The organism is Bacillus sp. FSL W8-0183, from assembly GCF_038006825.1.
Lineage (GTDB): Bacteria > Bacillota > Bacilli > Bacillales > Bacillaceae > Bacillus > Bacillus altitudinis.
Map to the genome: position 1 here is coordinate 1,205,230 of NZ_JBBOVY010000001.1, position 21,418 is coordinate 1,226,647.

Sequence of the window (21,418 nt, forward strand, 5' to 3'; positions counted from 1 at the left end):
CTTTTTGATTTTTTAAGAAAATGCTTGTGAGGCCAGAAAATAGAGAAGCTCTGAATCGTTCTGCTTTTCGTTCCCGCGAATCATCATAAAATGTGCGACGTTTGTTTTCGTAAATCCTGCTTCTACAAGTGATGCATGCAGGCGTTCAGCTGTTTCTTCCTGCATATCTAAACGAAAGGCGCCAGAATAAGACGTGAGAAGTGATTGAATGAGTGATAGCGCCGTTTGTTCATCGTTTGCTGCAAGCGGGCCAATCATCAGATTAGCTGGTGTTTCCACACCAAACGCGAAGCCGGTGATTTCGTGGTGTTCATCCTTTGCGATCAGTTTAAATGCTGCTCGCTCCATTCGCTTTATTAAGAAGTTTGATCGATTGGTCCCTGCGCCTTTTTCATCCAGCCTTTCAATAGACGGGAGGTGCGTTTGATCAGCGGGAAAAAGATGAATCTGATGTGACGGGTGAAGCGCACTAGGATTTGTTTTTTGTGCTTTGTATGTATGAATATAACCGGCTGTCTGAAAGCCGATTTTTTCATAAACTGGCTGTCCTTGTACAGTAGCCGTTAAAACGACAGGGACACTTGGATCACTATGACGAAGCAGTGTGTCAATCATTTGACGGGCAAGACCGAGGCCTCGATGTGTCTCAGATACAATGACCGCCCCAATTGATGCCACTCTGTCATACTGAAAAAGTCCAGCGCATGAAATGACTTGTCCGTCAGTTGTTGTAAAACCGGTAAAATGTCCATTTGTTAAAAGAGATGTGAGCTCTTCCGCATTGTAATCAGGCCAGTCGACCTCTTTTGACAATGCGACAAGGTCTGGTATGTCATCAAGGGTTAAAGTTCGTTGTATAACGTTTGGCAATACACGCAACTCCTTCTTAGCTGATTTCTCTATATGTATCGTACCATAAGAACGCATAAGAAAAAGGAAAAGGGGATACCTTTTCCTTCAGCGTGTAGACAAACCCTCGCATTCGGTGTCAGTCCTGCGCTTCGGTGCTCCCTTTTCCTTTTGTATAGTTTAATAATTGAGGTCACGGTTGTATTCATATTCAAAGGTGAGCTGTAAGTTTTTAATTGAGACAACGCCTACTTTGATTAACCGTCCACCGATCAATTGAGGAACCTCGGTTGCATTAAAAGAGACAAAAAAGCGGTCTTTAGCTGGCACTTGACTTGTTTTATAAGAAGAGATGTCAACTTTTTGACCGTTCCAAGGTACGTTCACTGTTCCGCCTTTTAAGGAAGAGACAGTGAATACATAATTATATGCATTTGTACTGCCTTTTTCAGCTTCTAATGACAGGCCAGTGACAACGGCATCCTGCGGCAAGCTGCTTAAATCAAAAGAAGAATTGGGAGATCCGGCTTCATTGAAACTATTCAATGTGGCAGGTGATCCATATCGTTTCGTTGTGCCTTTTTCAATACTTTTATCAAAGACAATACGATACATGTTGTCCTCTTCATTTAATAATTGCTTTGGTTTGACGGCTAAATAGTAGTCAGTGCTTGCGGCAATTTTCGGCATATGGATGATTTCATTTTGGTTGTTTGTCCGCACAGAGGAAGACACGAGTGACCCGCTCTGATTGTAAAGATAAAGATCGAAATCATTTCCAGCTTTCACATTGACGAGTTTGATAGAAAAGCGGCCATCTGCTCCATCAAATTTAGAGCTGGTGAACCGGTAAAAATCAATGTCATTCATAGAAGAGATACTGCCTTCGTGATATAAATAGGTCTTGTTTAGATGAAGAGAGTGCTGTAAGAATTGAGCTTTTTCCATCGTATCATTGTTTGCATAATCACTATCTGGATACAAATGCTCCAATTCTTCTGTATAATATTTTGTTTGTTTCGTAGAAGTTTCACTTGCTTGAGCAGGTGATTGGAAAAGAGGGCTAGCGATAAAGAGGCCTGTAAGCAATAAAACCCCGATCTTCTTTTTGAACATGACAAACATCTCCTTTTAAGTAAATGACTTTCATTTATAATATCGGTAAATAAACGTAATATTTCATATTTATTCCATTTTTATTTATAAAAAGAACCTCCCATTCAGGAGGTTTTTTTAGTGAACGTTAAAATATCGAGCTTCAGGATGAGAAACGACAATGGCTGAAACGGATGCTTCGGGCTCCATCATAAACCCTTCTGTGAGATGAATCCCGATTTTTTCTGGCTGCAGCAGATGGAATAGTTTTTCTTGGTCTTCTAGATTAGGGCACGCTGGATAGCCAAAGGAATAGCGCTGACCTTGATATTTGGCTTGGAACCGTTTCTCCATCGTGAAATCGACTGGGTCTGGGAATCCCCATTTATCACGAATTACTTGGTGCGTTCGTTCAGCCAATCCTTCTGCAAGCTCAAGTGCTAAAGCTTGGACCGCATGCATTTTCAAATAGTCACCCTCTTGTTTAAATTGCTGCGCAACCTCTCGTATGCGGGCACCAGCCGTCACTGCAAATAAGGCGATATAATCTTTCTCGTTCTCTCCGCTTTTCCGCACATAATCAGAAATAGACCGGTACGGAAGTTTTTCCTGTCTTGGAAATTGGAATGTCTCAATGACGCGGTCAGGCGCTTCTGGATCGTAGATATGCAGGTCATTCCCATTTGAAATGGCAGGGAAGAATTGATAGACGAATGCAGGTGCAAACCAGTTTTTCTCTCTGCCTTCTTGAAGAAGATCTGTGATCAGCTGTTTTAATTCCAATGCTTTTGGATGCTGTTCAGCCAAGAGCTTTTTGACCTTTCCTTTTAAACCGAGGTGATGGCCGATCAGCATCTGCTCATTGACATAGGGCATAATGTGGTGCAAATCAATATCCCGTACATAATGGCGTTTCGTATTTTCTGGCGTGAAAATGGCTGCCTCCGGAAGTGTCGCGCGTTTTTCTAGTAATTCAATCACGGCTTTTGGCTGCGTTGTTTCTTTTTCCTTATGGAGTGTTTCTTGATCCTCTAAGGGTTTTGTTTGAAATTGAAGAGGGTTCGCTCTTAATTCATTCGCTAAAGACAGGCCGTCCATTGCATCTTTGGCGTAAAGGACGGGCCCATCATATTGAGGCGAAATTTTCATCTTCGTAAACTTCCGGGAAAGCGCCGCGCCGCCCACCAAAATGGGAACAGAGATGTTTGCTTTTTGTAAATCTTGAGCGGTCAAGACCATTTGCTGTGCTGATTTGACAAGTAAACCTGATAATCCAATCATATCTGGCTTTTCTTTTTGCACCGCTTCAATCAATGTTTGTGGGGTTACTTTGATTCCGAGATCGACGACGTGAAAGCCATTATTGCTCAAAATGATGTCGACCAGGTTTTTCCCTATATCATGGACATCGCCTTTGACGGTGGCGAGGAGAATCTTCCCTTTGCCGCTTGCGTCCTTTTTCTCCATAAATTGCTCAAGGTATGAAACAGATGCTTTCATGACCTCAGCGGATTGGAGGACTTCAGCTACAATCAATTCGTTTTGATTAAAAAGGCGCCCAACCTCTGACATTCCCTGCATTAATGGTCCATTGATGACATGAAGAGGTGATTCAAATTTCTCCAAAGCAAGGGCCAAATCATCAATCAGGCCTTCTTTCGTCCCTTCGACGACATAGAGTGCCAGCCTTTCATCAAGTGATAAGGAGATCTTTGGTTTCTTCTCTGTTTTCTTTTTCCCGCGATAAAATTGGGTGAACTCAGCAAGGGTTTGATCATTTGTTTCATAAAGTAAAGTTTCAGCCAGCTTGATTTCTTCCTTTGGAATTGAAGCGAAGCGTTCAAGTTTTTCAGTATTCACGATCGCATAATCAAGCCCTGCTTTTACGCAGTGATACAAATAAACGGCATTCAATATTTCTCTGCCAACTGGCGGGAGTCCGAAAGACACGTTACTAATGCCTAAAATGGTGAGACATTCAGGCAGTGCTGCTTTGATTCGCTCAATGCCTTTAATCGTCTCTTCAGCAGCACCAATATACTGTTCGTCTCCAGTACCTACTGGAAAGACAAGCGGGTCAAAAATGATATCACTCGCAGGGATTCCATATTTTTTCGTGAGCAGGTCATGGGATCTTACGGCAATCTCAAGTTTTCGATCTGCTGTGACGGCCATCCCTGTTTCATCGATTGTTCCCACAACAAGTGCGCCGCCATATAGCTTGACAAGCGGAAGAATCTCTTCAAAGCGCTCTTCTCCATCCTCTAAATTAATAGAATTGATAATGGCTTTTCCTTGAGAATACATGAGTGCTTTTTCGATGACATGTTTATCGGTTGAATCAATGACAAAAGGAGCTTTCACTTTTTTCATGGCTTCTTTTAAAAAGCCTTCCATGTCTGCTATCTCATCACGATCAGGGTCTGCTAGACACACATCAATGACGTGAGCGCCATTTTTCACTTGAGCACGGGCAATTTCTGCCGCCTCTTCAAACTTTTGTTCTGCGATGAGCCGTTTGAATTTGCGTGAACCAATGACATTTGTGCGCTCACCAACAAAGAGGGGGCGCATCGCTTCTTCATAAATGAGGGGCTCGATGCCTGATACGGTATGCGGTGATGACTCATGCGACATGCTGCGGGGCTGAAGCGAACGTACTTCATCTGACAATGCCTGAATATGTGCAGGCGTTGTACCGCAGCAGCCGCCGACGATATTTAACCAGCCTTCTTTTGCAAAAGCGGCAATTTTTTTAGCAAGCGAAGCAGGGGATTCGTGATATTGCCCTTCTTCATCAGGGAGACCAGCGTTTGGATAGCAACTGACAGCCGACTTTGAGATGGAGGAGAGTGTACGGATATGGTCTGTCATAAATTCTGGACCAGTTGCACAGTTTAGTCCGACGCTGATTGGTTTCATATGCTCAAGTGAGATATAAAAGGCTTCAATATCTTGACCGGCAAGGGTGGTGCCCATTGGTTCAATCGTCCCTGACACCATCAGTGGTAGCTCAATACCGGTTGCGTGAAAGGCTTTTTGAATACCTTTAAATCCAGCTTTGACATTCAGCATGTCTTGACTTGTTTCTAAAAGAAGAGCATCACATTTTCCATCAATCAGGGCGCGGGCTTGTTCTTCATAATTTGCAACGAGCTCTTCAAACGTTGTGCCGCCTGTCACGGATAATGTTTTTGTAGTGGGCCCCATTGCGCCTACAACAAAGCGGGGCCAGTCTGGTGTTGACAAACGGTCTGCTTCACGCTTTGCCAGCTGAGCTGCTTTTACGTTCAATTCATAGGCGAGATGGCCAAGTCCATATTCATCGAGAACGAGCTTCGTCGCGCCGAATGTATTTGTTTCGATTAAATCTGCACTTGCTTCAAGATATTGCCGGTGAATCGTGGAGATTATATGAGGGGCTGTGACGTTCAAATATTCGTTACAGCCCTCATACTCTTCTCCGCCGAAATCCTCTGCTGTGAGATCGGCGTTTTGAATCATTGTGCCCATTGCACCGTCAAGGACGAGGATGCGTTTTTTGAGCTGTTCAGTGATAGTTGGCATGGATGTTTGGCTCCTTTTCTTTCTGATGGATGTAAGTTGTCAGTTCTGCTGTTAAATCTGATCGAAGGAAAGGGGTAATTAAATAGATACCATTAAACAATTCGCAGGCTGTATCTAATAAAGAACGGGCAATCGCTAACCCTTCTGTCCGCTGCTTTTCTTTATCTTCGCCTGCCTTGGCCATAATCTCACGAATCGAGTCAGACAATTTAATGCCGGGAATTTCATGATGAATAAACTCAGCATTTCGGCTGCTTGTTAGCGGCATAATACCGATGTAAATCGGTTTATCCAAATGTCGGCTTTCTTCATGAATCTTCACAAGCTGTTCCTCAGAGTAAACAGGTTGTGAAATAAAATAATCGGCACCGTATTCAATTTTCTTCTCGAGGCGTTTGACCGCTTTATCAATATGACGGACATTTGGATTAAACGCACCAGCCACAGAAAAATTAGTCTTTTTCCCGAGCGGCTTCCCGGAGAAAGATAGTCCCTCGTTAAATTGTTTGATCAGACGGATCAAATCAAAGGAGGTTAAATCATACACAGATGTCGCACCTGGGAAGTCTCCAATTTTAGACGGATCGCCTGTGATGGCTAAAATATCGGTTAGTCCAAGCGTGTCTAGCCCCATTAAATGAGATTGGAGTCCAATCAAATTGCGATCACGACATGTGATATGGACAAGTGAACGCATATCAAGCTGCTGTTTTAATAAAGCGCCGCATGCCACATTGCTAATACGCGGGGTAGCTAGAGAGTTATCGGCCAGTGTGAGGGCATCAATGCCTGCACTTTTTAATTCGTTCGCTGCGACGAGGAATTTTTCAAAGTTCAGCTTCTTCGGCGGGTCCAGCTCGACGATAATCGAACGTTTTTTCACAGCAAGCTCGTCAAGACCTGGTTCTGTCCGTTGATCTTGGATGGAAATGATTTCTTCTTTTAATACTTTCACTTCTTTTTCGGTGATAGGTGCTAAATCTTTGACCGCCTCAGCCATGGCGCTTATATGCTGAGGGGTTGTTCCGCAGCAGCCTCCAATGATTCGTGCGCCCTGATTTCTAAACTCAAGTGCACTTTTTCGGAAATAATCATTATCTGTATCATAGACGAGTCTGCCTTCTTCAAGGGAGGGGAGACTGCTGTTTGGATAGACAGATAAATGCGAATTTTGCAAAAGTGGAACGCCTTCAAGTGCCTGAATCATATGATAAGGGCCTAATCGGCAGTTAATGCCGACGACATCAGCGCCAAGTGAGGATAATTCAGATAAGCCGTCTTTTAGCGGTGTACCGTCCTGCAATACACCTTGCTCATGCATGGAGACGTTCATGACAATCGGAAGCGCTGTTTCTTTGCGAGCAATCTCAAGAACGGCTTTTGCTTCTTCAATATCGTAATATGTTTCAAGCAGTAACCCATCAGGCTCTTCATTTAAAAGGATATAGAGCTGTTCTCTAAAGCTCCGTTTAATCTCGTCTAAAGAGTAGGCATTTTTGTTAAATGTTCGAATGCCGCCGATCGTTCCGAGGACATAAGCTGAGCCAGCGGCTGCTTTGGCAATTTGTACAGCTTTTGTGTTAATGCGTTTTGTTTCTTCCTCTAAGCCATAGCGGGATAGTTTAATATAATTCGCACCGTATGTGTTCGTTTGAATAATGTCCGCTCCAGCTTGCACATATGCTTCGTGCACTCTTTTGACTTCATCTTCTTTCGATAAATTTAATTCTTCAAAGCAGCGGTCAATGCCATAAGAGTATAAAAGTGTTCCCATTGCTCCATCAGCAATCAGTACGCGATTTTGTAAGTCTTGTAATAGGCCCATTGGTTTCCTCCTTATTTCTATGTAACAAAAAAAGCCTTCTGATAAGAAGAAGACTTTTTGGCTGTATTGAAATTCTTCTCCTTATCTTCCAAGCAGTTGCTTGCTGGATTTAGCACCTTGGTCATAGAAAATAGATTTCTACTACACCGGTTGCTGAGGCTTCACAGGGCCAGTCCCTCTGCCTCTCTTGATAAGAAAGCGATATGAACATGTCAATGAATTGAACTTCCATCAACTGTATCGAAAAAATCGGAAATAATCAATGGAAAATTTGAAATTTATCGAAAATTTATAAATTGGACGTCAATCGGTAAATCTGCCTTGCGCATGAGCGCCATCACTTCTTGTAAATCATCTTTATTTTTTCCTGTCACACGCACTTGGTCATCCTGAAATTGCGACTTTACTTTTAAACCAGATTGTTTGATCAAGGCATTGATCTTTTTGGCATTGTCCTTATCAATCCCGCTAATCAGCTTTGCACGCTGGCGAACGGTTCCACCTAGGGCATGTTCTGTTTTTCCATAGTCAATGTTTTTAGTCGGTACGTTTCGTTTAATCAGTTTTGTCACAAGGACATCCTTTAGCTGCTCCAGCTTGAAGTCATCATCAGAAATGAGAACGAGTTCTTCTTTTTCTAGTGAAATATCACTTTTACTTCCTTTAAAATCATAACGATTTTTAATTTCTTTCAGTGCTGCTTGAATGGCGTTTTGCACCTCTGGCAGCTCCACCTTCGAAACAATATCAAATGAACTTTCTTTTGCCATCACATATGACCTCCAACTATAGATATTGCGTCTATTTTATCATGCCAATAGGGGAAGAAGAAACTTTATCGAAGCGAGTTCAGATGCATGCGGTATAATTCAAGTACAGTTTGTCCACTTTAGCTAACAGAACTAGAGATGTTCATGATGACAGAAGTATAGTAGAATAAAGTGAATCAAAAGATGAACGAACGCTCTTTTAAGGGCAGATAGGAAGGAAGAGAACATGAGACCAGGTGAGCAACTGACCTTGCAAATAGATAACGAGATGGAATACGGCTACTTTTTAACAGATGGCGAAGATTCTGTTCTCCTACATCGCAGTGAGATGACAGAGGATATTGGAGATCGTGATGAAGTAGAGGTCTACCTATATGTAGATCATGAGGAAAGACTGGCAGCGACGATGAAAATTCCTAAAATCAATGCACATACATACGATTGGGTAGAAGTCGTAGACGTTGTAGAAGATATGGGTGCTTTTGTCGATATAGGTTTGTCAAAGGATGCACTTGTTGCAACTGAACACCTCCCGCCTTTTGAGGAAGCGTGGCCGAAAAAAGGCGACAAACTATACTGTATGCTCAAAGTGACAAGTTACGGGAGAATGTTCGCAAAACCAGCCACTGAAGATGTGATCAGTGAATTATTTACTGAGGCGCCAGAAATGTTAATGAACAAAGAAATTACGGGAACGATTTATCGCTTAATTGCGACAGGTTCTTTTATGCTGACAGATACAGGCGTGCGTGGATTTATCCACCGCACGGAACGAAAGGAAGAGCCTAGATTAGGATCGACCGTGACAGGACGCGTCATTGCAGTGAAAGAGGACGGAACCGTGAACGTTTCTCTGCTTCCTAGAAAACAGGATGCATTATCTGTCGATGCAGAAGAAATTTTAACTTACATGAGAACGAGAAACGGTGCAATGCCTTACGGGGATAAAAGTGATCCAGAAGATATCCGGGAAAGATTTCAAATGAGCAAAGCAGCCTTCAAACGAGCATTAGGTCATCTGATGAAAAATGATCTTGTTTACCAAAAAGAAGGATGGACATACGAGAAAAAGTGAGCATTTGCTCACTTTTTTTATTTTTGTCATAAATAATGGTTTTTTTCAGTGAAAAAAGTCATGAAAAAAGCTGAAAATCCTTCACTTTATCATTGAAACAATGACTCTCAAATCCGATAAATAAGGGGTAAGGATGATAAAAGGAGTGTGTTTTTGGATGAAAGTGAAGATTTCATTACTTCTGATGGCAGCGATGATCATGGTACTCGCCTCATGCAGCAATCAGCAGGGAGGACCACCGATATCAAATGCGAAGCATATTGGTGTCATGCTGACGGATGATGGTCTTGGTGATCAATCATTTAACGATTCATCATTTAAAGGATTAGAAAAAGCACGTGATGAGCTTGGCATTGAATTCGATTATAGAGAAATTGCAGAAACCGATACATATGAAAAAGGGCTGACCGAGCTTGTGAAAGATGGAAATGACCTGATCATCGGTGTAGGTTTCAGTATGCAAGAAGACTTAGAAAAGGTAGCGAAAAAATATCCGAAAAAGCAATTTTTACTCATTGATGCTGTGTCTGAACTGAAAAATGTCACATCAGTGACTTTTAAAGAAGAGCAGGGCAGCTATCTAGCGGGAGCACTTGCTGCCATGACAACAAAAAGTGATGTTATTGGTTTTGTTGGCGGAGTCGATGCAGAGGTGATCCACCGATTTGAACAAGGCTATCAAAAAGGCGCAAAATCTGTGAATCCGAAAATCAAGGTCGTATCCACGTATGCTGGCACATTTAGTGATGCAGGCAAAGGCAGTAAAATAGCGAAAGACATGATCAAAAAGAAAGCAGATGTTTTATATGCCGCAGCCGGTTATACGGGTGTTGGTGTATTAAAAGAAGCGCAAACGCAAGGCAAATATGCAATCGGCGTGGACAGCGATCAGTATTATACAGCTGAAAAAGCCGTTATTTCGTCTATGGTCAAAAAAGTAGATGAAGTCGTTTATCAATTCAGCGAACAGCTCGTCAAAAGCAGCAAAATCAAAAGCGGACATATCGTCTATGACTTAAGTAATGACGGAATCGATATGGCAAGAATCCGGGTGCTCAAAGATGCTGAGAAATTGACCAAAAAATTAAATGGACTGAAGCAGACACTTCTGAAAGAAGAGGGGGCAGCATCATGAGCTTACGCATCAAAATTTTGCTCAACTCACTCATTTCACTTCTTTTAGCGGTTGGCGTAATTGCCTTTATTATTGTGAGCATGACAAAGATTCAGTCATCAAGCGAAACAGAAGTTCAAACCTTACTGAACGTACAAAAAACGAAGGCCAGCTTTGAAAGTGTCGAACAAGCCATGACCAATTATTCCATGACCCTTTCAGATGAACAGCTAGAGGTGGTTCAAAGCGATATATCGACAGCGAAAAAACAGCTGCAAACTTTAAACAAAAACGCAGGAAATATGAACAAAGAAGCCCTAACACGGTTAAATTCAAAGTTTGACACATGGACGCAAGAAGCAAACAATGCCATTGGTGAAAAAAATGCCTCTGATGCCAGACGAGTAGCTGCCAGAATTGACGGTGTTTTAAACGACGTGCATACGATGAATAAAAGAGCACAAGAAGCGTATGAATACCATTTAGAGGAGGCGGCAGACAATGTGCAAAGGATCATCACAAGCGCATCTGTCGCAGCCCTCACGCTGATTGTCATCGCCGTCTTTTTAAATATTGGTTTAACGAGATCCATTGTGACGCCAATCAAATCCCTTTCTTATCGGGCAAAACAGATTGCAGAAGGAAACCTCGCTGTGGAGCGGATGGACATCAAGCGGAAAGATGAAATCGGTGGCTTAAATGAGTCGTTCAATCAAATGACGAATCAGCTGATTAGCTTGATTCAAGAAATCAGTCATGTCTCAAGTCAAGTGGAATCATTCTCGATTCAGCTAGATGATGAAAACAAAAAGCTTATGGAATCAGCCAATCAAGTGTCTGTATCGACAGACGAAATGGCGAATGGTTCACAAGCGATTTCAGAAGACCTTCAGCATGGCGTTAGTTTGATTGAGAAAATGGATTCACATGGCCGTAAGAATTCCGAAAGATCACATACAGTCATCCGTAGTACAGAGGATGCCATTGAAGCGGTGGAAAGCGGAAAGCACACGTTAACAGAAACAAAAGCAACCATTGAAAAAAATACACGTGCGACGAGACAAATTGAAGAGTCAGCAGGAGAATTCACTCAGTACGCAAGCGGAATCTCCGCAATGGCCAAAACGGTTTCTGATATTGCGGACCAGACAAACCTCCTCTCACTCAATGCGGCGATTGAAGCGGCAAGAGCAGGAGAAGCTGGCAAAGGGTTTGCCGTCGTAGCGGACGAAATTCGTAAGCTGGCAGATGAATCGTCTCGTGCAACAAGACAAATTTTTGACATGGTGAGTCATATTGAAAAAGGCATTCAATCCATTAGCCAAACTGTACAAGAAGGGGTCAAGCTATCACTTCAGCAACAAGATGCAATGGACAAAACCTCACACTCCTTTGAAGATATAGAAACAAAAGCACAACATATTAAGCAAGAAATGGCGGTCTTAAATGACCAAATTATTCAATCAACAGAGCTTGGCGGACAAGTGCTGCACTCGATTGAAAATATTAGTGCCGTTGTAGAAGAAACGGCAGCGGGCAGCGAAGAAATTTCTGCCTCGGCAAACGAACAGTTGCAATCTTTCCATCAAATGAACAAACAAGTAGAAGAACTGATGAGTATGACAGCAAGGTTAAACGAAACCGTTCACCGATTTAAGCTATCATAAGAAAAGCACCCTTCCCGTGATGTTTCAGGGAAGGGTGCTTTTTATGATGGGCTGCCTGTAAAGAAGATGGCAAGTGTGCTAGGGCCTGAGTGGGACCCAACAGCCGCGCCGATGACCTGGATGTCGATTTCTTTTGGGTGAAATTCCGCTTCGATTAATTGTCTCATTTCTTCTGCAAGTGCAGGGTCATCTCCATGACTAATGCCAACAGTTTGACTAGACCAGTCAGATCCGCGTTCTTTCATCAGCTCGATAATGCGTTTCAATAATTTTTTACGGCCACGAATTTTTTCAAGGGGTATCAGTTTTCCATCCTCAACGTGTAAAATGGGTTTAATACTTAACAATCCGCCAACAAATGCGGACGCTTTACTGATTCTTCCGCCTCTTGCTAAATACGATAAATCGTCTACAGTAAAAATATGTTGTAAAGATTCACAAAAATGCTTTACAGACGTTTCAATTTCTTGTATTGTATTTCCGTCAATGGCAAGTGATTGAGCGTGTTTGACAGCTAGTCCATAACCAAGTGAAGCACATTTAGAATCAATGATTCGTAAATCGAAATCAGGGTATTCTTCCTTCACTTCGTTTGCCATCATCACAGCGGTTTGGTATGTACCTGAAAGCTCTGATGAAAAGGCAACATAGATAGCGGATGTATGGGTTTGGGCCGCAGAAACAAAGGCTTCTTTGATCCGGTTCGGTGAAGCTTGTGATGTTTTTGGACTTGCACCTTGTCTCATCGCATCAAATACTTGTTTTGGTTCAATGGTGATCAAATCCTCAAATTCCTGCTCGCCGAGTAACACACGCAGCGGAATGAGTGTCATGTTTTGTTCATCATAATAAGAAAGAGGCAGATCAGCAGCACTGTCTGCTATGATATGAACAGTCATCAAAATCCCTTCTTTCTAAAAAATCAACCATATTTTACATCTTTTTAGCCTAACTATATCATAGAAAATCATTTTTTCGTGTTCAAATTCTAAATTTTAGGGAAAACCATAGAGAGAATGGTAAGTGGAGGAATGACAACATGTTCATTGGAGAAGCAAAAAAATTCATCGTCGTCGTCATTGGTGCCTTACTCAATGCGATTGGGCTGAATTTATTTTTAATCCCTGCTGACGTATATGCAAGTGGTTTTACAGGGGTTGCCCAGCTGTTATCTAGTTTAATCGATCAATATGCACCGTTTTATTTATCAACAGGGATCCTATTATTTATTTTAAACATTCCGGTCGGCATTTTAGGCTGGATGAAGGTTGGTCGTTCCTTTACTTTGTATAGCATTATTAGTGTGGCACTGACAACGATTTTCCTCGGCATTTTACCAGAGACAAGTGTTTCTGAAGATATTTTATTAAATGCTGTATTTGGCGGAGTCATTTCTGCACTTGGCATTGGGATTACACTGAAATATGGGGCATCTACAGGCGGCCTTGACATTATTGCGATGATTTTAGCGAAATGGAAAGACAAACCAGTGGGCACGTATTTCTTCATTTTAAACGGAATTATCATTTTTACAGCAGGATTGTTACAAGGTTGGGAGAAAGCTTTATATACCCTTGTCACATTATATGTGACGACTAGGGTAATTGATGCCATCCATACGAGACATGAAAAGCTGACCGCCATGATTGTGACAAAGAAAGCAGATGAAATCAAAGAAGCCATTTATGGAAAAATGGTCAGAGGGATTACGACTGTTCCGGCAAAAGGGGCATTTACCAATGAACAAAAAGAAATGATGGTCATTGTCATTACAAGGTATGAGCTGTATGAACTTGAACAAATTATAAAGGAAGTCGATCCAAAAGCCTTTACAAATATTGTTCAAACAACCAATATTCTTGGATTTTTCAGACGAGATTAAAAGGTGGGTAGAAGATGAAAAAAGGGTTAGTGCTTTTTCTCGTTCTATTGGTTTTAACAGCTTGTGGACAACAAAAAAAGGATGAACCAGACAAGGAGGTATCCGGTCAAATGGGAGAAAAAACCGTTGTACTCACAGTAGACCCCGTCCAAAAAGGTTCTTCGGTTCAATTTCATATGTCACTAAAAAATGAATCAGATCGAGATATTGAATTCACGTTTAACACAAGTCAAAAATTCGAATTGAGTGTGTACGATGAAGACGGAAATGAAAAATACCGTTACTCGAAAGACCGTATGTTCACACAAGCCATCCAATCCTTTGTGCTGAAAGCAGATAAAACATATGACTTCCAAGATACGTGGTCAAACGGTGTGGAGCCGGGAACGTATGAAGCGGTCGTCACATTTAAAGGAAAAGCAGAAGGGCTAAAGCAAATCACTGAGAAGAAAACGTTCCAAGTGAAATAAGCATAAGAAAAGCTGTCCACAAAGCGGACAGCTTTTTTCGTTAAAGATCATCAAGCAGGTCTTGGAACGTATGCAGCTGGTTTCTTTCTGCATCTGTCGAATTAGCAAATGCAGATGATACGGCGTTTTTAGCTCGCTGAACTGCTTGTTGACGCTCTAAACCAGATGGAAATGAAGAAGTAAGGGCTTCTTCAGTAAATGATTTGGCTTGATCAAAAAGTTCGTTTCTCACAATGAACCTCCAGAAGCATCAGTCTTCATATTTCCCCTGTCCTCCGCAGCTTCTTCAAGTGTGGAACGATACGGAAAACGTGCGTCATGTAGACTGACTGAATCTTTACCTTGTTGTATAAAGCGTTTCGATTTGCTTCTTTTACCCATTCGGAATCCGCCCCTTTACACAAGCTGACAGGACAACCTGTCTAACGGTAGTATGCCCGCTTCGACCTGCTATGTATGAATGGAAAAATTAAAGCGAGAAGTAATTCGTTAGGAATTTTGCAATCCCATCTTGTTCATTCGTATCTGTCACTTCATTAGAGACGCGTTTCACTGCATCAATCCCGTTGCCCATGGCAACCCCGCATCCAGCAAATTCAAGCATCTCTAAATCATTGTCTTCATCTCCGAATGCCACAATCCGCTCCTGAGGCACACCGTAATAATCACTGATCTTTTGCAGTCCAACGGCTTTGTTCATACCTGTTTTAATGATTTCAATGACATGCCACGGAGCAGCCCAGCGTCTGTGGTCAATGACTTCTGCATGAACATCTGTCAAATAGCTCCGAATCGCTCCGACGTCTTCTTCTTTTGCGTGAATTAAGACGCTTGTGACATTCTCTCCAAGATTGTTCCGAAGGTCTCCAACGGTCACTTTGTTTGCATTCATATTAAATATATCAATGAGCTTTTCATCATGATAATGGAAATACAAATCGTCTAGCACTTCAGCTAACACATTGTGTACTTTATATTCCTCACTAATATCCACAAGCTGTTTCACGACTTGAAGATCAAGTGATGTGTGAAATCTGCCCCATTTTTCATCAAGAGGATGATGGACAAACGCTCCATTAAAGTTCACAATCGGTGAATCGAGCTGCAATTGCTGATAATAAGGAGAGCTGGAACGAAATGGCCGGCCAGTTGAAATACAGACATGATGCCCGCTGTCTTTCACTTTTTGAATGACATCAAGTGTGTGTGCAGAAATCGTTTTATCGTCTTTTAATAACGTGCCATCCAGGTCAAGTGCGATTAGATAAGGTTTAGTCTCCATAAAATCTCCTTTGATCTGTAAGTAATAGGAGGCAACTGGTGCGGGTGCCTCCACCTATAGTGTATCTTTATCACATCTTCGTTGTCTACATGTTAAAATAAACAAAGACGGGAATGATAAAGGAGGATTCATAGGCTGTGATCACCATTGATGAGCAAAAGACGCACGATATTCCATTTTTACATATCGTAAAAGCTGAAAATAAAGATAAACCGATGCCGCTTGTATTTTTTATTCATGGATTTACAAGTGCACGCGAGCACAACTTACACTTCGCCTTTCATTTGGCGGAAAAAGGCATGAGAGTCATTTTGCCTGACTGTGCTTATCATGGTGTAAGATCAGAAAACCTCAGCTTAGAGGAACTGGCATCAAAGTTTTGGGAAATCGTCCTGAACGAAATCCGTGAAATCGATATCTTAAAAACATATTTTCAAGAAAAACAATTGATTGAAGCCGATCTAATAGGTGTTGCTGGTACTTCCATGGGAGGCATCACGACCTTTGGTGCACTCGCAAAACATGATTGGATTAAAGCGGCAGTCAGCTTGATGGGCAGTCCGAAATATACGACATTCCTACAAGCACAAATTATGGACATGCGGCACAAAGGGTTGATGAAAGAGATTACAGATGAAGAGGTTCATCAGCAATTAGACGCGCTGCGCCCTTATGATTTAACGCTGCAAACAGATCGATTAAACAAAAGACCGCTGTTATTCTGGCATGCAGAAAACGATCCAGTTGTCCCTTACAGACATGCAAAAGCTCTTTATGACGAGTTAGCAGAAACCCAATATAAAGAAGATCCGCACCTGATTCGTTTTATCACAGATGGACAGGCTGGCCATAAGGTCTCAAGACAAGCAATGTTTGAAACCATTGACTGGTTTGTGACACACCTGAAAAGCACAAACGTTTAGCCAAAAGGAAAAGTACGTTATACTAGTTGAAAAAGGAGTGGATATCATGGATGAAGCATTGAAAGAAAATATTTTAGGCGCCCTAGAACAGGTGATTGACCCTGAGTTAAACGTAGACATCGTCAACCTTGGACTTGTCTATGATGTCGATCTTGATGAGAATGGAAAAGCGGATATCACGATGACTTTAACATCAATGGGGTGTCCCCTAGCACCAGTTATCGTGGATGAAGTGAAAAAAGCATTAAGTGACTTGCCTGAAGTGAAAGAAACAGAAGTTCACATCGTATGGAATCCACCTTGGACACGTGACAAAATGTCAAGATACGCTAAAATTGCGCTTGGTATTCAATAAGTAAATACGAAAAATGCCTGGTATGAGTTGAACTCGTACCAGGTTTTTTTATGAAAAATTAAGGTAGAGGAGGAGTATGGCTTGATATAATGGATGTAATTTTATAGAACGGAGTACCTATAATGAAACGAAAGTGGATATGGATCGTTCTTTTGATGGGATATGGCGCTGCCTTTTTTGCATCAGTCTCTATACGTGAAGGTCAAGCACACAAAAGACAAGGACTTGATGCGTTTACAGATGTGAGTCACCTCATGCCGGTCAAAATAAAAAAAGTCGTGCAAGGAAAAGAAATAGAATCTTTAAAAGAAGTATTAGAAGAAGCAAAAGAGAAGAATCTGCCCATTTCAATCGCCGGAAAGCAGCATAGTATGGGCGGCCACACGTATTATGAAAATGGCATTGTACTAGACATGACGAAATTTCGCCGAATCGTGTCATTTCATGAAAAAAAGAAGACCATTCGGGTCCAGAGCGGCGCCACATGGGATGATATTCAAAAATATGTGAACCCATATGGTCTTGCAGTAAAGGTGATGCAATCTCAAAACATCTTTACGATTGGTGGCTCGTTAAGTGCAAATGCACATGGACGTGACATTCGCTACGGCTCACTCATTGACACCGTGCGCTCTTTCACACTGTTAAAAGCAGATGGAGAGATCATCACAGTAAAGCCTAGCGATGATTTATTTACTGCCGTGATTGGAGGATACGGCTTATTCGGTGTCATTTTAGATGTTGAGCTTTCCTTAACAAAGGATGAATTATATAAAATGGAGACAACCTCTTTACACTTCGATGAATACACTGATTATTTTCAAAAGCATGTAAAGAACAATAAAGAAGTGCGCATGCATCTCGCAAGAATCTCTACAGCGAAAACAAATTTTTTGAAAGAGATGTATGTGACGAATTATTCGCTTACTTCTGATCAACAGATTGATCCATACCGCGAGCTCAAAGAAGATCAGCTCGTCATCCCTTTAAAATTTATGCTCGGCCTTTCGAGAAGATTTGATATGGGGAAAGATTTGCTATGGAACTTGCAAAAAAAGTATTTTCAAAGTCAAAATGACCAGCTGATCACAAGAAATAACGTGATGCGGTCTGATTCTGCTTTTTTAGAATATGAAAATGAGTCAGATACCGATGTGCTTCAAGAATACTTTGTTCCAGTTGATCGTTTTCGTGCGTATATCGATGACATGAGAAGCTTTTTACAACAGGAAGAATTGAATTTAATGAACATCACGATCCGCTACGTACAAAAAAATGAAAAAGCGGATCTCTCATATGCGAAAGAAGATATGTTTGCACTTGTTTTGTTAGTGAATTATGGTTTTGAGAAAGAAGAGAAGGCAGAAGCAGAGCGGGTCATCCGGCAAATGACAGATATCACCTTGCGGCACCATGGAAGCTATTACTTACCATACATGCCGTATCAAACGAAAGCACAAATGAAACAAGCGTATCCAAAAACCGATCTATTCTTTCAAAAGAAAAAGCAAGCAGATCCAGATGGCAGATTTATCAACTACTTTTATGAAAGGTACAATACACAATGAATGCTAAAGCAATGAAATGGTTCGTCTATTCACAAAGTCTACTGTTTTTCGCCAGTAGTCTCATTTTCCCTTTTTATATTCTTTTTATTAAAAATGTTGGGTCGAGCTATTCTCAATTTGGTCTTGCTTATGGTCTGTTTGGTTTGAGCGGTGCGTTCATTCATTTATTATTAGGAAAACTTCCTGAAACGACCGACAGGCGTCTCTTTTTAATCATTCATTCGTTTGGTATGGCGTTTCTTCTTCTACTTTTTCCACATATCACAGAAGTAGAGCAAGTTTATATGATTCAGCTTGCCTTAGGTGTGCTAGGTGGTGTTCAGAAGCACGGAGAGAAACTACTCGTCACCGAACTCACAAATGAGAAAAAGCGAATGAAAGAAGTTGGGCACTATCATTTTTGGACAGCGCTTTTTTCATCCATCGCCATTATGCTTGGCGGCCTGTTTGCTGATTTCTTCACCATTCATTTGATTTTTTATGCAAGTTCCCTATTATATTTATGCAGTGCGCTTCTGGTCCTCAATATGAAGAACAATAGATAAAATCCGCATGTCTCACGAAGATATGTGGATTTTTTTATGAAAAAAAATGAAAACAAATATTAAATATGCAATTGAATTAATTTTTATACATGTTATAATGTTAAATAATTTCACAAAGATCAAGAGGGTGTATTGACGTTGAAAATAGGTATTATAGGTGCTACAGGGTACGGTGGTGCGGAATTAGTTCGTATCTTTAAGCAGCATCCACATGTGGAGGAATGTATATTGTATTCATCAAGTGGTGATGGGCAATTATACAGTCAATCTTATCCGCATCTGACAACGATTACTGACCAAACATTAAAAGCCATTGATCCGGCTGCCATTGTGCAAGAAACAGATGCTGTGTTTTTAGCGACACCAGCAGGCGTTTCAAGTGAACTCACACCGAAGCTCATGAATCAAGGGGTGCCAATTATTGATTTATCAGGTGACTTGCGCATTCAAGATGGAACTGTTTATGAAGCGTGGTATAAACGAAGGGCAGCGGATGAAGCATCGGTTCAACAAGCTGTATACGGATTATCTGAATTGAATCGTGAAACCATTAAGCAAGCGGAAGTCATTGCAAACCCAGGCTGCTTTCCTACTGCAGTTCTTCTAGGTTTAGCACCGCTGATGAAACAGAATTTAATCGATGAATCTATGATCATAATAGATGCAAAAACCGGGGTGTCCGGTGCAGGACGATCAGCCTCACTTGGCACACATTTTTCAGAGCTGAACGATAACTTTAAAATTTATAAGGTGAATGAACATCAGCACACACCTGAAATAGAACAAGTACTTAGAGAATGGAACCCGCAAACGGCGAACATCACATTTTCAACACACCTTGTCCCGATGACAAGAGGGATTATGGCGACGATGTATACACAATTGAAATCAGATATCACAAAAGAAGAATTAATGAAACGGATGAAGGACTTTTATGAAGATTCCTATTTTGTAAGAGTGAGAGATCATGGGATATATCCGCAAACAAAAGAAGTATACGGCAGTAACTTCTGTGACATTGGTTTTCATTTAGATGAGCGAACAGGGAGACTGACGATTGTATCTGTCATAGATAATCTCATGAAAGGTGCAGCCGGCCAAGCGGTTCAAAACTTCAACATCATCAAAGGCTTACATGAAGAGGCGGGCCTCACAATGACACCTCTCTATCCATAAGAACAGGGGAGACAACAAACATGATCGAATTGAATGAAAAAAGTATTGTCAAAATAGACGGGGACGTATCATCACCAAAAGGTTTTGAAGCAAAGGGGATTCATATAGGATTACGCTATTCAAAAAAAGACCTTGGCTTGATCATCAGTGAAGTACCAGCAGCGAGTGCAGCGGTATACACTCAAAGTCACTTTCAAGCTGCGCCTCTTCAAGTCACACAAAAAAGCTTGAAAAAGACGGGCAAACTAAAAGGTGTCATTGTCAATAGTGCCATCGCCAACGCATGTACAGGTGAGCAGGGATTAAAAGATGCATACGACATGCAGGCAGCCTGTGCAGACATGTTAGGCACAGAGCCTGATTACATTGCTGTTTCTTCTACTGGTGTCATTGGAGAGTGTCTGGATATGGATAAAATCAAAACAGGCATCGCTCAGCTAAAAGAAGCAAAAGCAGGAAATGGCCACTTTGAAGAAGCGATTTTAACAACAGATACAGTCATTAAAAATACGACATACTCCTTGACGATAGACGGGAAAGAGATTCTCATTTCTGGTGCAGCAAAGGGCTCTGGTATGATTCATCCGAACATGGCAACAATGCTCGGGTTTGTCACAACCGATGCAAATGTCGAACAAGAAGCTTTGCAAAATGCTCTTCGTGACATTACAGATGTGACGTTTAATCAAATTACCGTCGATGGAGAAACATCAACTAACGATATGGTGCTTGTGATGGCAAATGGAATGGCAGAAAACCAGGCACTGAATGAAGAACATCCAGAATGGCCATTGTTTAAAGAAGGATTAAAACTAGCCTGTGAAGATCTAGCAAAAGAGATTGCAAGAGACGGAGAAGGCGCAACCAAATTAATCGAAGCGAAAGTTGTTGGTGCTAAAAACAACTTAGAAGCGGGAATTATTGCAAAAAAAATCGTAGGTTCAAGTCTTGTGAAAACAGCCGTATACGGTACGGACGCCAACTGGGGACGGATTATTGGAGCAATCGGTCATAGCGCAGCTTCTGTCACGCCAGAAGAGGTTGAAGTTTACCTAGGCGGGCAATGTCTGTTTAAACATAATGAACCTCAGTCTTTCTCAGAAGAGGAAGCAAAAGCGTATCTAGAGCAGGATGAGATTACGATTTTCATTCAAATGAATGAAGGAAATGGTGAAGCGGCAGCATGGGGCTGTGACCTTACCTATGATTATGTGAAAATTAACGCGAGCTATCGCACATAATGAAGGAGATAGAC

General features: G+C 41.5%; 20 protein-coding genes and 1 riboswitch. Of the genes, 11 read left to right on the top strand and 9 right to left on the bottom strand.

Features of this window, described 5'->3' with window-relative positions; genetic code table 11:
* Window positions 1–12: 12 nt before the first annotated feature.
* The 5 genes from NSQ64_RS06270 to NSQ64_RS06290 form a co-directional block, all read right to left on the bottom strand.
* A complete protein-coding gene (locus NSQ64_RS06270) occupies window positions 13–870 on the bottom strand; it encodes a GNAT family N-acetyltransferase (RefSeq protein WP_341015616.1) in 858 nt (285 codons plus the stop codon).
* A gap of 159 nt (window positions 871–1,029) precedes the next feature.
* Complete coding sequence (locus tag NSQ64_RS06275) at window positions 1,030–1,965, bottom strand: hypothetical protein (protein WP_041507476.1); 936 nt, start codon at window positions 1,963–1,965, stop codon at window positions 1,030–1,032.
* A gap of 117 nt (window positions 1,966–2,082) precedes the next feature.
* A complete protein-coding gene (metH, locus tag NSQ64_RS06280) occupies window positions 2,083–5,511 on the bottom strand; it encodes a methionine synthase (protein ID WP_341015618.1) in 3,429 nt (1,142 codons plus the stop codon).
* A complete protein-coding gene (locus tag NSQ64_RS06285) occupies window positions 5,495–7,336 on the bottom strand; it encodes a bifunctional homocysteine S-methyltransferase/methylenetetrahydrofolate reductase (RefSeq protein ID WP_008348554.1) in 1,842 nt (613 codons plus the stop codon). The genes metH and NSQ64_RS06285 overlap by 17 nt, the downstream gene beginning before the upstream one ends.
* A gap of 78 nt (window positions 7,337–7,414) precedes the next feature.
* Window positions 7,415–7,533: riboswitch (SAM riboswitch) on the bottom strand.
* Between the two features lie 81 nt (window positions 7,534–7,614).
* Window positions 7,615–8,106, bottom strand: a complete 492-nt coding sequence (locus NSQ64_RS06290; protein ID WP_024720044.1) for a YajQ family cyclic di-GMP-binding protein — start codon at window positions 8,104–8,106, stop codon at window positions 7,615–7,617.
* A 226-nt stretch (window positions 8,107–8,332) separates the two neighbouring features.
* On the opposite strand from NSQ64_RS06290, the gene NSQ64_RS06295 reads away from it, so the two are divergent.
* The 3 genes from NSQ64_RS06295 to NSQ64_RS06305 all read left to right on the top strand — a co-directional run bounded on the left by NSQ64_RS06295 (window position 8,333) and on the right by NSQ64_RS06305 (window position 11,962).
* The gene (locus NSQ64_RS06295) at window positions 8,333–9,181 is read left to right on the top strand and encodes a CvfB family protein (protein ID WP_072367614.1); all 849 of its coding nucleotides are present in this window, start codon (window positions 8,333–8,335) and stop codon (window positions 9,179–9,181) included.
* Between the two features lie 157 nt (window positions 9,182–9,338).
* Window positions 9,339–10,316 carry a BMP family lipoprotein gene (locus NSQ64_RS06300; RefSeq protein WP_025207132.1) on the top strand — a complete coding sequence of 326 codons (978 nt, stop codon included), beginning with the start codon at window positions 9,339–9,341 and terminating at the stop codon, window positions 10,314–10,316.
* Window positions 10,313–11,962: a methyl-accepting chemotaxis protein gene (locus tag NSQ64_RS06305; protein ID WP_341015625.1), complete on the top strand. Its 1,650-nt coding sequence runs from the start codon at window positions 10,313–10,315 to the stop codon at window positions 11,960–11,962. The genes NSQ64_RS06300 and NSQ64_RS06305 overlap by 4 nt, the downstream gene beginning before the upstream one ends.
* A 41-nt stretch (window positions 11,963–12,003) precedes the next feature.
* On the opposite strand, the gene NSQ64_RS06310 is transcribed toward NSQ64_RS06305, so the two are convergent.
* Window positions 12,004–12,861, bottom strand: a complete 858-nt coding sequence (locus NSQ64_RS06310; protein ID WP_008348544.1) for a DegV family protein — start codon at window positions 12,859–12,861, stop codon at window positions 12,004–12,006.
* Window positions 12,862–13,001: 140 nt separating this feature from the next.
* Here NSQ64_RS06310 and NSQ64_RS06315 point away from each other — a divergent pair, with 140 nt between their 5' ends.
* Both NSQ64_RS06315 and NSQ64_RS06320 read left to right on the top strand, forming a co-directional pair.
* On the top strand, window positions 13,002–13,844 hold the full coding sequence (locus NSQ64_RS06315; protein WP_007499067.1) for a YitT family protein: 843 nt from the start codon (window positions 13,002–13,004) through the stop codon (window positions 13,842–13,844).
* Between the two features lie 14 nt (window positions 13,845–13,858).
* The gene (locus tag NSQ64_RS06320; RefSeq protein ID WP_341015628.1) at window positions 13,859–14,314 is read left to right on the top strand and encodes a BsuPI-related putative proteinase inhibitor; all 456 of its coding nucleotides are present in this window, start codon (window positions 13,859–13,861) and stop codon (window positions 14,312–14,314) included.
* Between the two features lie 40 nt (window positions 14,315–14,354).
* Here the strand turns inward: NSQ64_RS06320 and NSQ64_RS06325 are convergent, their stop codons facing one another.
* The 3 genes from NSQ64_RS06325 to NSQ64_RS06335 all read right to left on the bottom strand — a co-directional run bounded on the left by NSQ64_RS06325 (window position 14,355) and on the right by NSQ64_RS06335 (window position 15,596).
* Complete coding sequence (locus tag NSQ64_RS06325; RefSeq protein WP_008348541.1) at window positions 14,355–14,546, bottom strand: DUF3813 domain-containing protein; 192 nt, start codon at window positions 14,544–14,546, stop codon at window positions 14,355–14,357.
* Entirely contained in the window at window positions 14,543–14,695 is a 153-nt protein-coding gene (locus NSQ64_RS06330; RefSeq protein ID WP_008348539.1) for a hypothetical protein, read from the bottom strand. Before NSQ64_RS06330 ends, NSQ64_RS06325 begins: the two co-directional genes overlap by 4 nt.
* Before the next feature lie 88 nt (window positions 14,696–14,783).
* Complete coding sequence (locus NSQ64_RS06335) at window positions 14,784–15,596, bottom strand: Cof-type HAD-IIB family hydrolase (RefSeq protein WP_008348537.1); 813 nt, start codon at window positions 15,594–15,596, stop codon at window positions 14,784–14,786.
* A gap of 137 nt (window positions 15,597–15,733) precedes the next feature.
* Between NSQ64_RS06335 and NSQ64_RS06340 the strand changes: the two genes are divergently transcribed.
* The 6 genes from NSQ64_RS06340 to argJ all read left to right on the top strand — a co-directional run bounded on the left by NSQ64_RS06340 (window position 15,734) and on the right by argJ (window position 21,404).
* Window positions 15,734–16,519, top strand: coding sequence for an alpha/beta fold hydrolase (locus tag NSQ64_RS06340; RefSeq protein ID WP_024720048.1), 786 nt, complete (start codon window positions 15,734–15,736; stop codon window positions 16,517–16,519).
* 46 nt (window positions 16,520–16,565) lie between these two features.
* Window positions 16,566–16,874 carry a metal-sulfur cluster assembly factor gene (locus NSQ64_RS06345; protein WP_003211530.1) on the top strand — a complete coding sequence of 103 codons (309 nt, stop codon included), beginning with the start codon at window positions 16,566–16,568 and terminating at the stop codon, window positions 16,872–16,874.
* A gap of 122 nt (window positions 16,875–16,996) precedes the next feature.
* Window positions 16,997–18,442, top strand: coding sequence for an FAD-binding oxidoreductase (locus NSQ64_RS06350; protein WP_249855767.1), 1,446 nt, complete (start codon window positions 16,997–16,999; stop codon window positions 18,440–18,442).
* Window positions 18,439–18,987 (top strand): MFS transporter, encoded by a 549-nt coding sequence (locus NSQ64_RS06355; protein WP_008348533.1) that lies wholly within the window; start codon window positions 18,439–18,441, stop codon window positions 18,985–18,987. Before NSQ64_RS06350 ends, NSQ64_RS06355 begins: the two co-directional genes overlap by 4 nt.
* A gap of 138 nt (window positions 18,988–19,125) precedes the next feature.
* Complete coding sequence (gene argC / locus NSQ64_RS06360; protein ID WP_268381755.1) at window positions 19,126–20,163, top strand: N-acetyl-gamma-glutamyl-phosphate reductase; 1,038 nt, start codon at window positions 19,126–19,128, stop codon at window positions 20,161–20,163.
* Window positions 20,164–20,183: 20 nt separating this feature from the next.
* Window positions 20,184–21,404, top strand: a complete 1,221-nt coding sequence (argJ, locus tag NSQ64_RS06365; RefSeq protein ID WP_039167371.1) for a bifunctional ornithine acetyltransferase/N-acetylglutamate synthase — start codon at window positions 20,184–20,186, stop codon at window positions 21,402–21,404.
* Window positions 21,405–21,418: the final 14 nt, after the last annotated feature.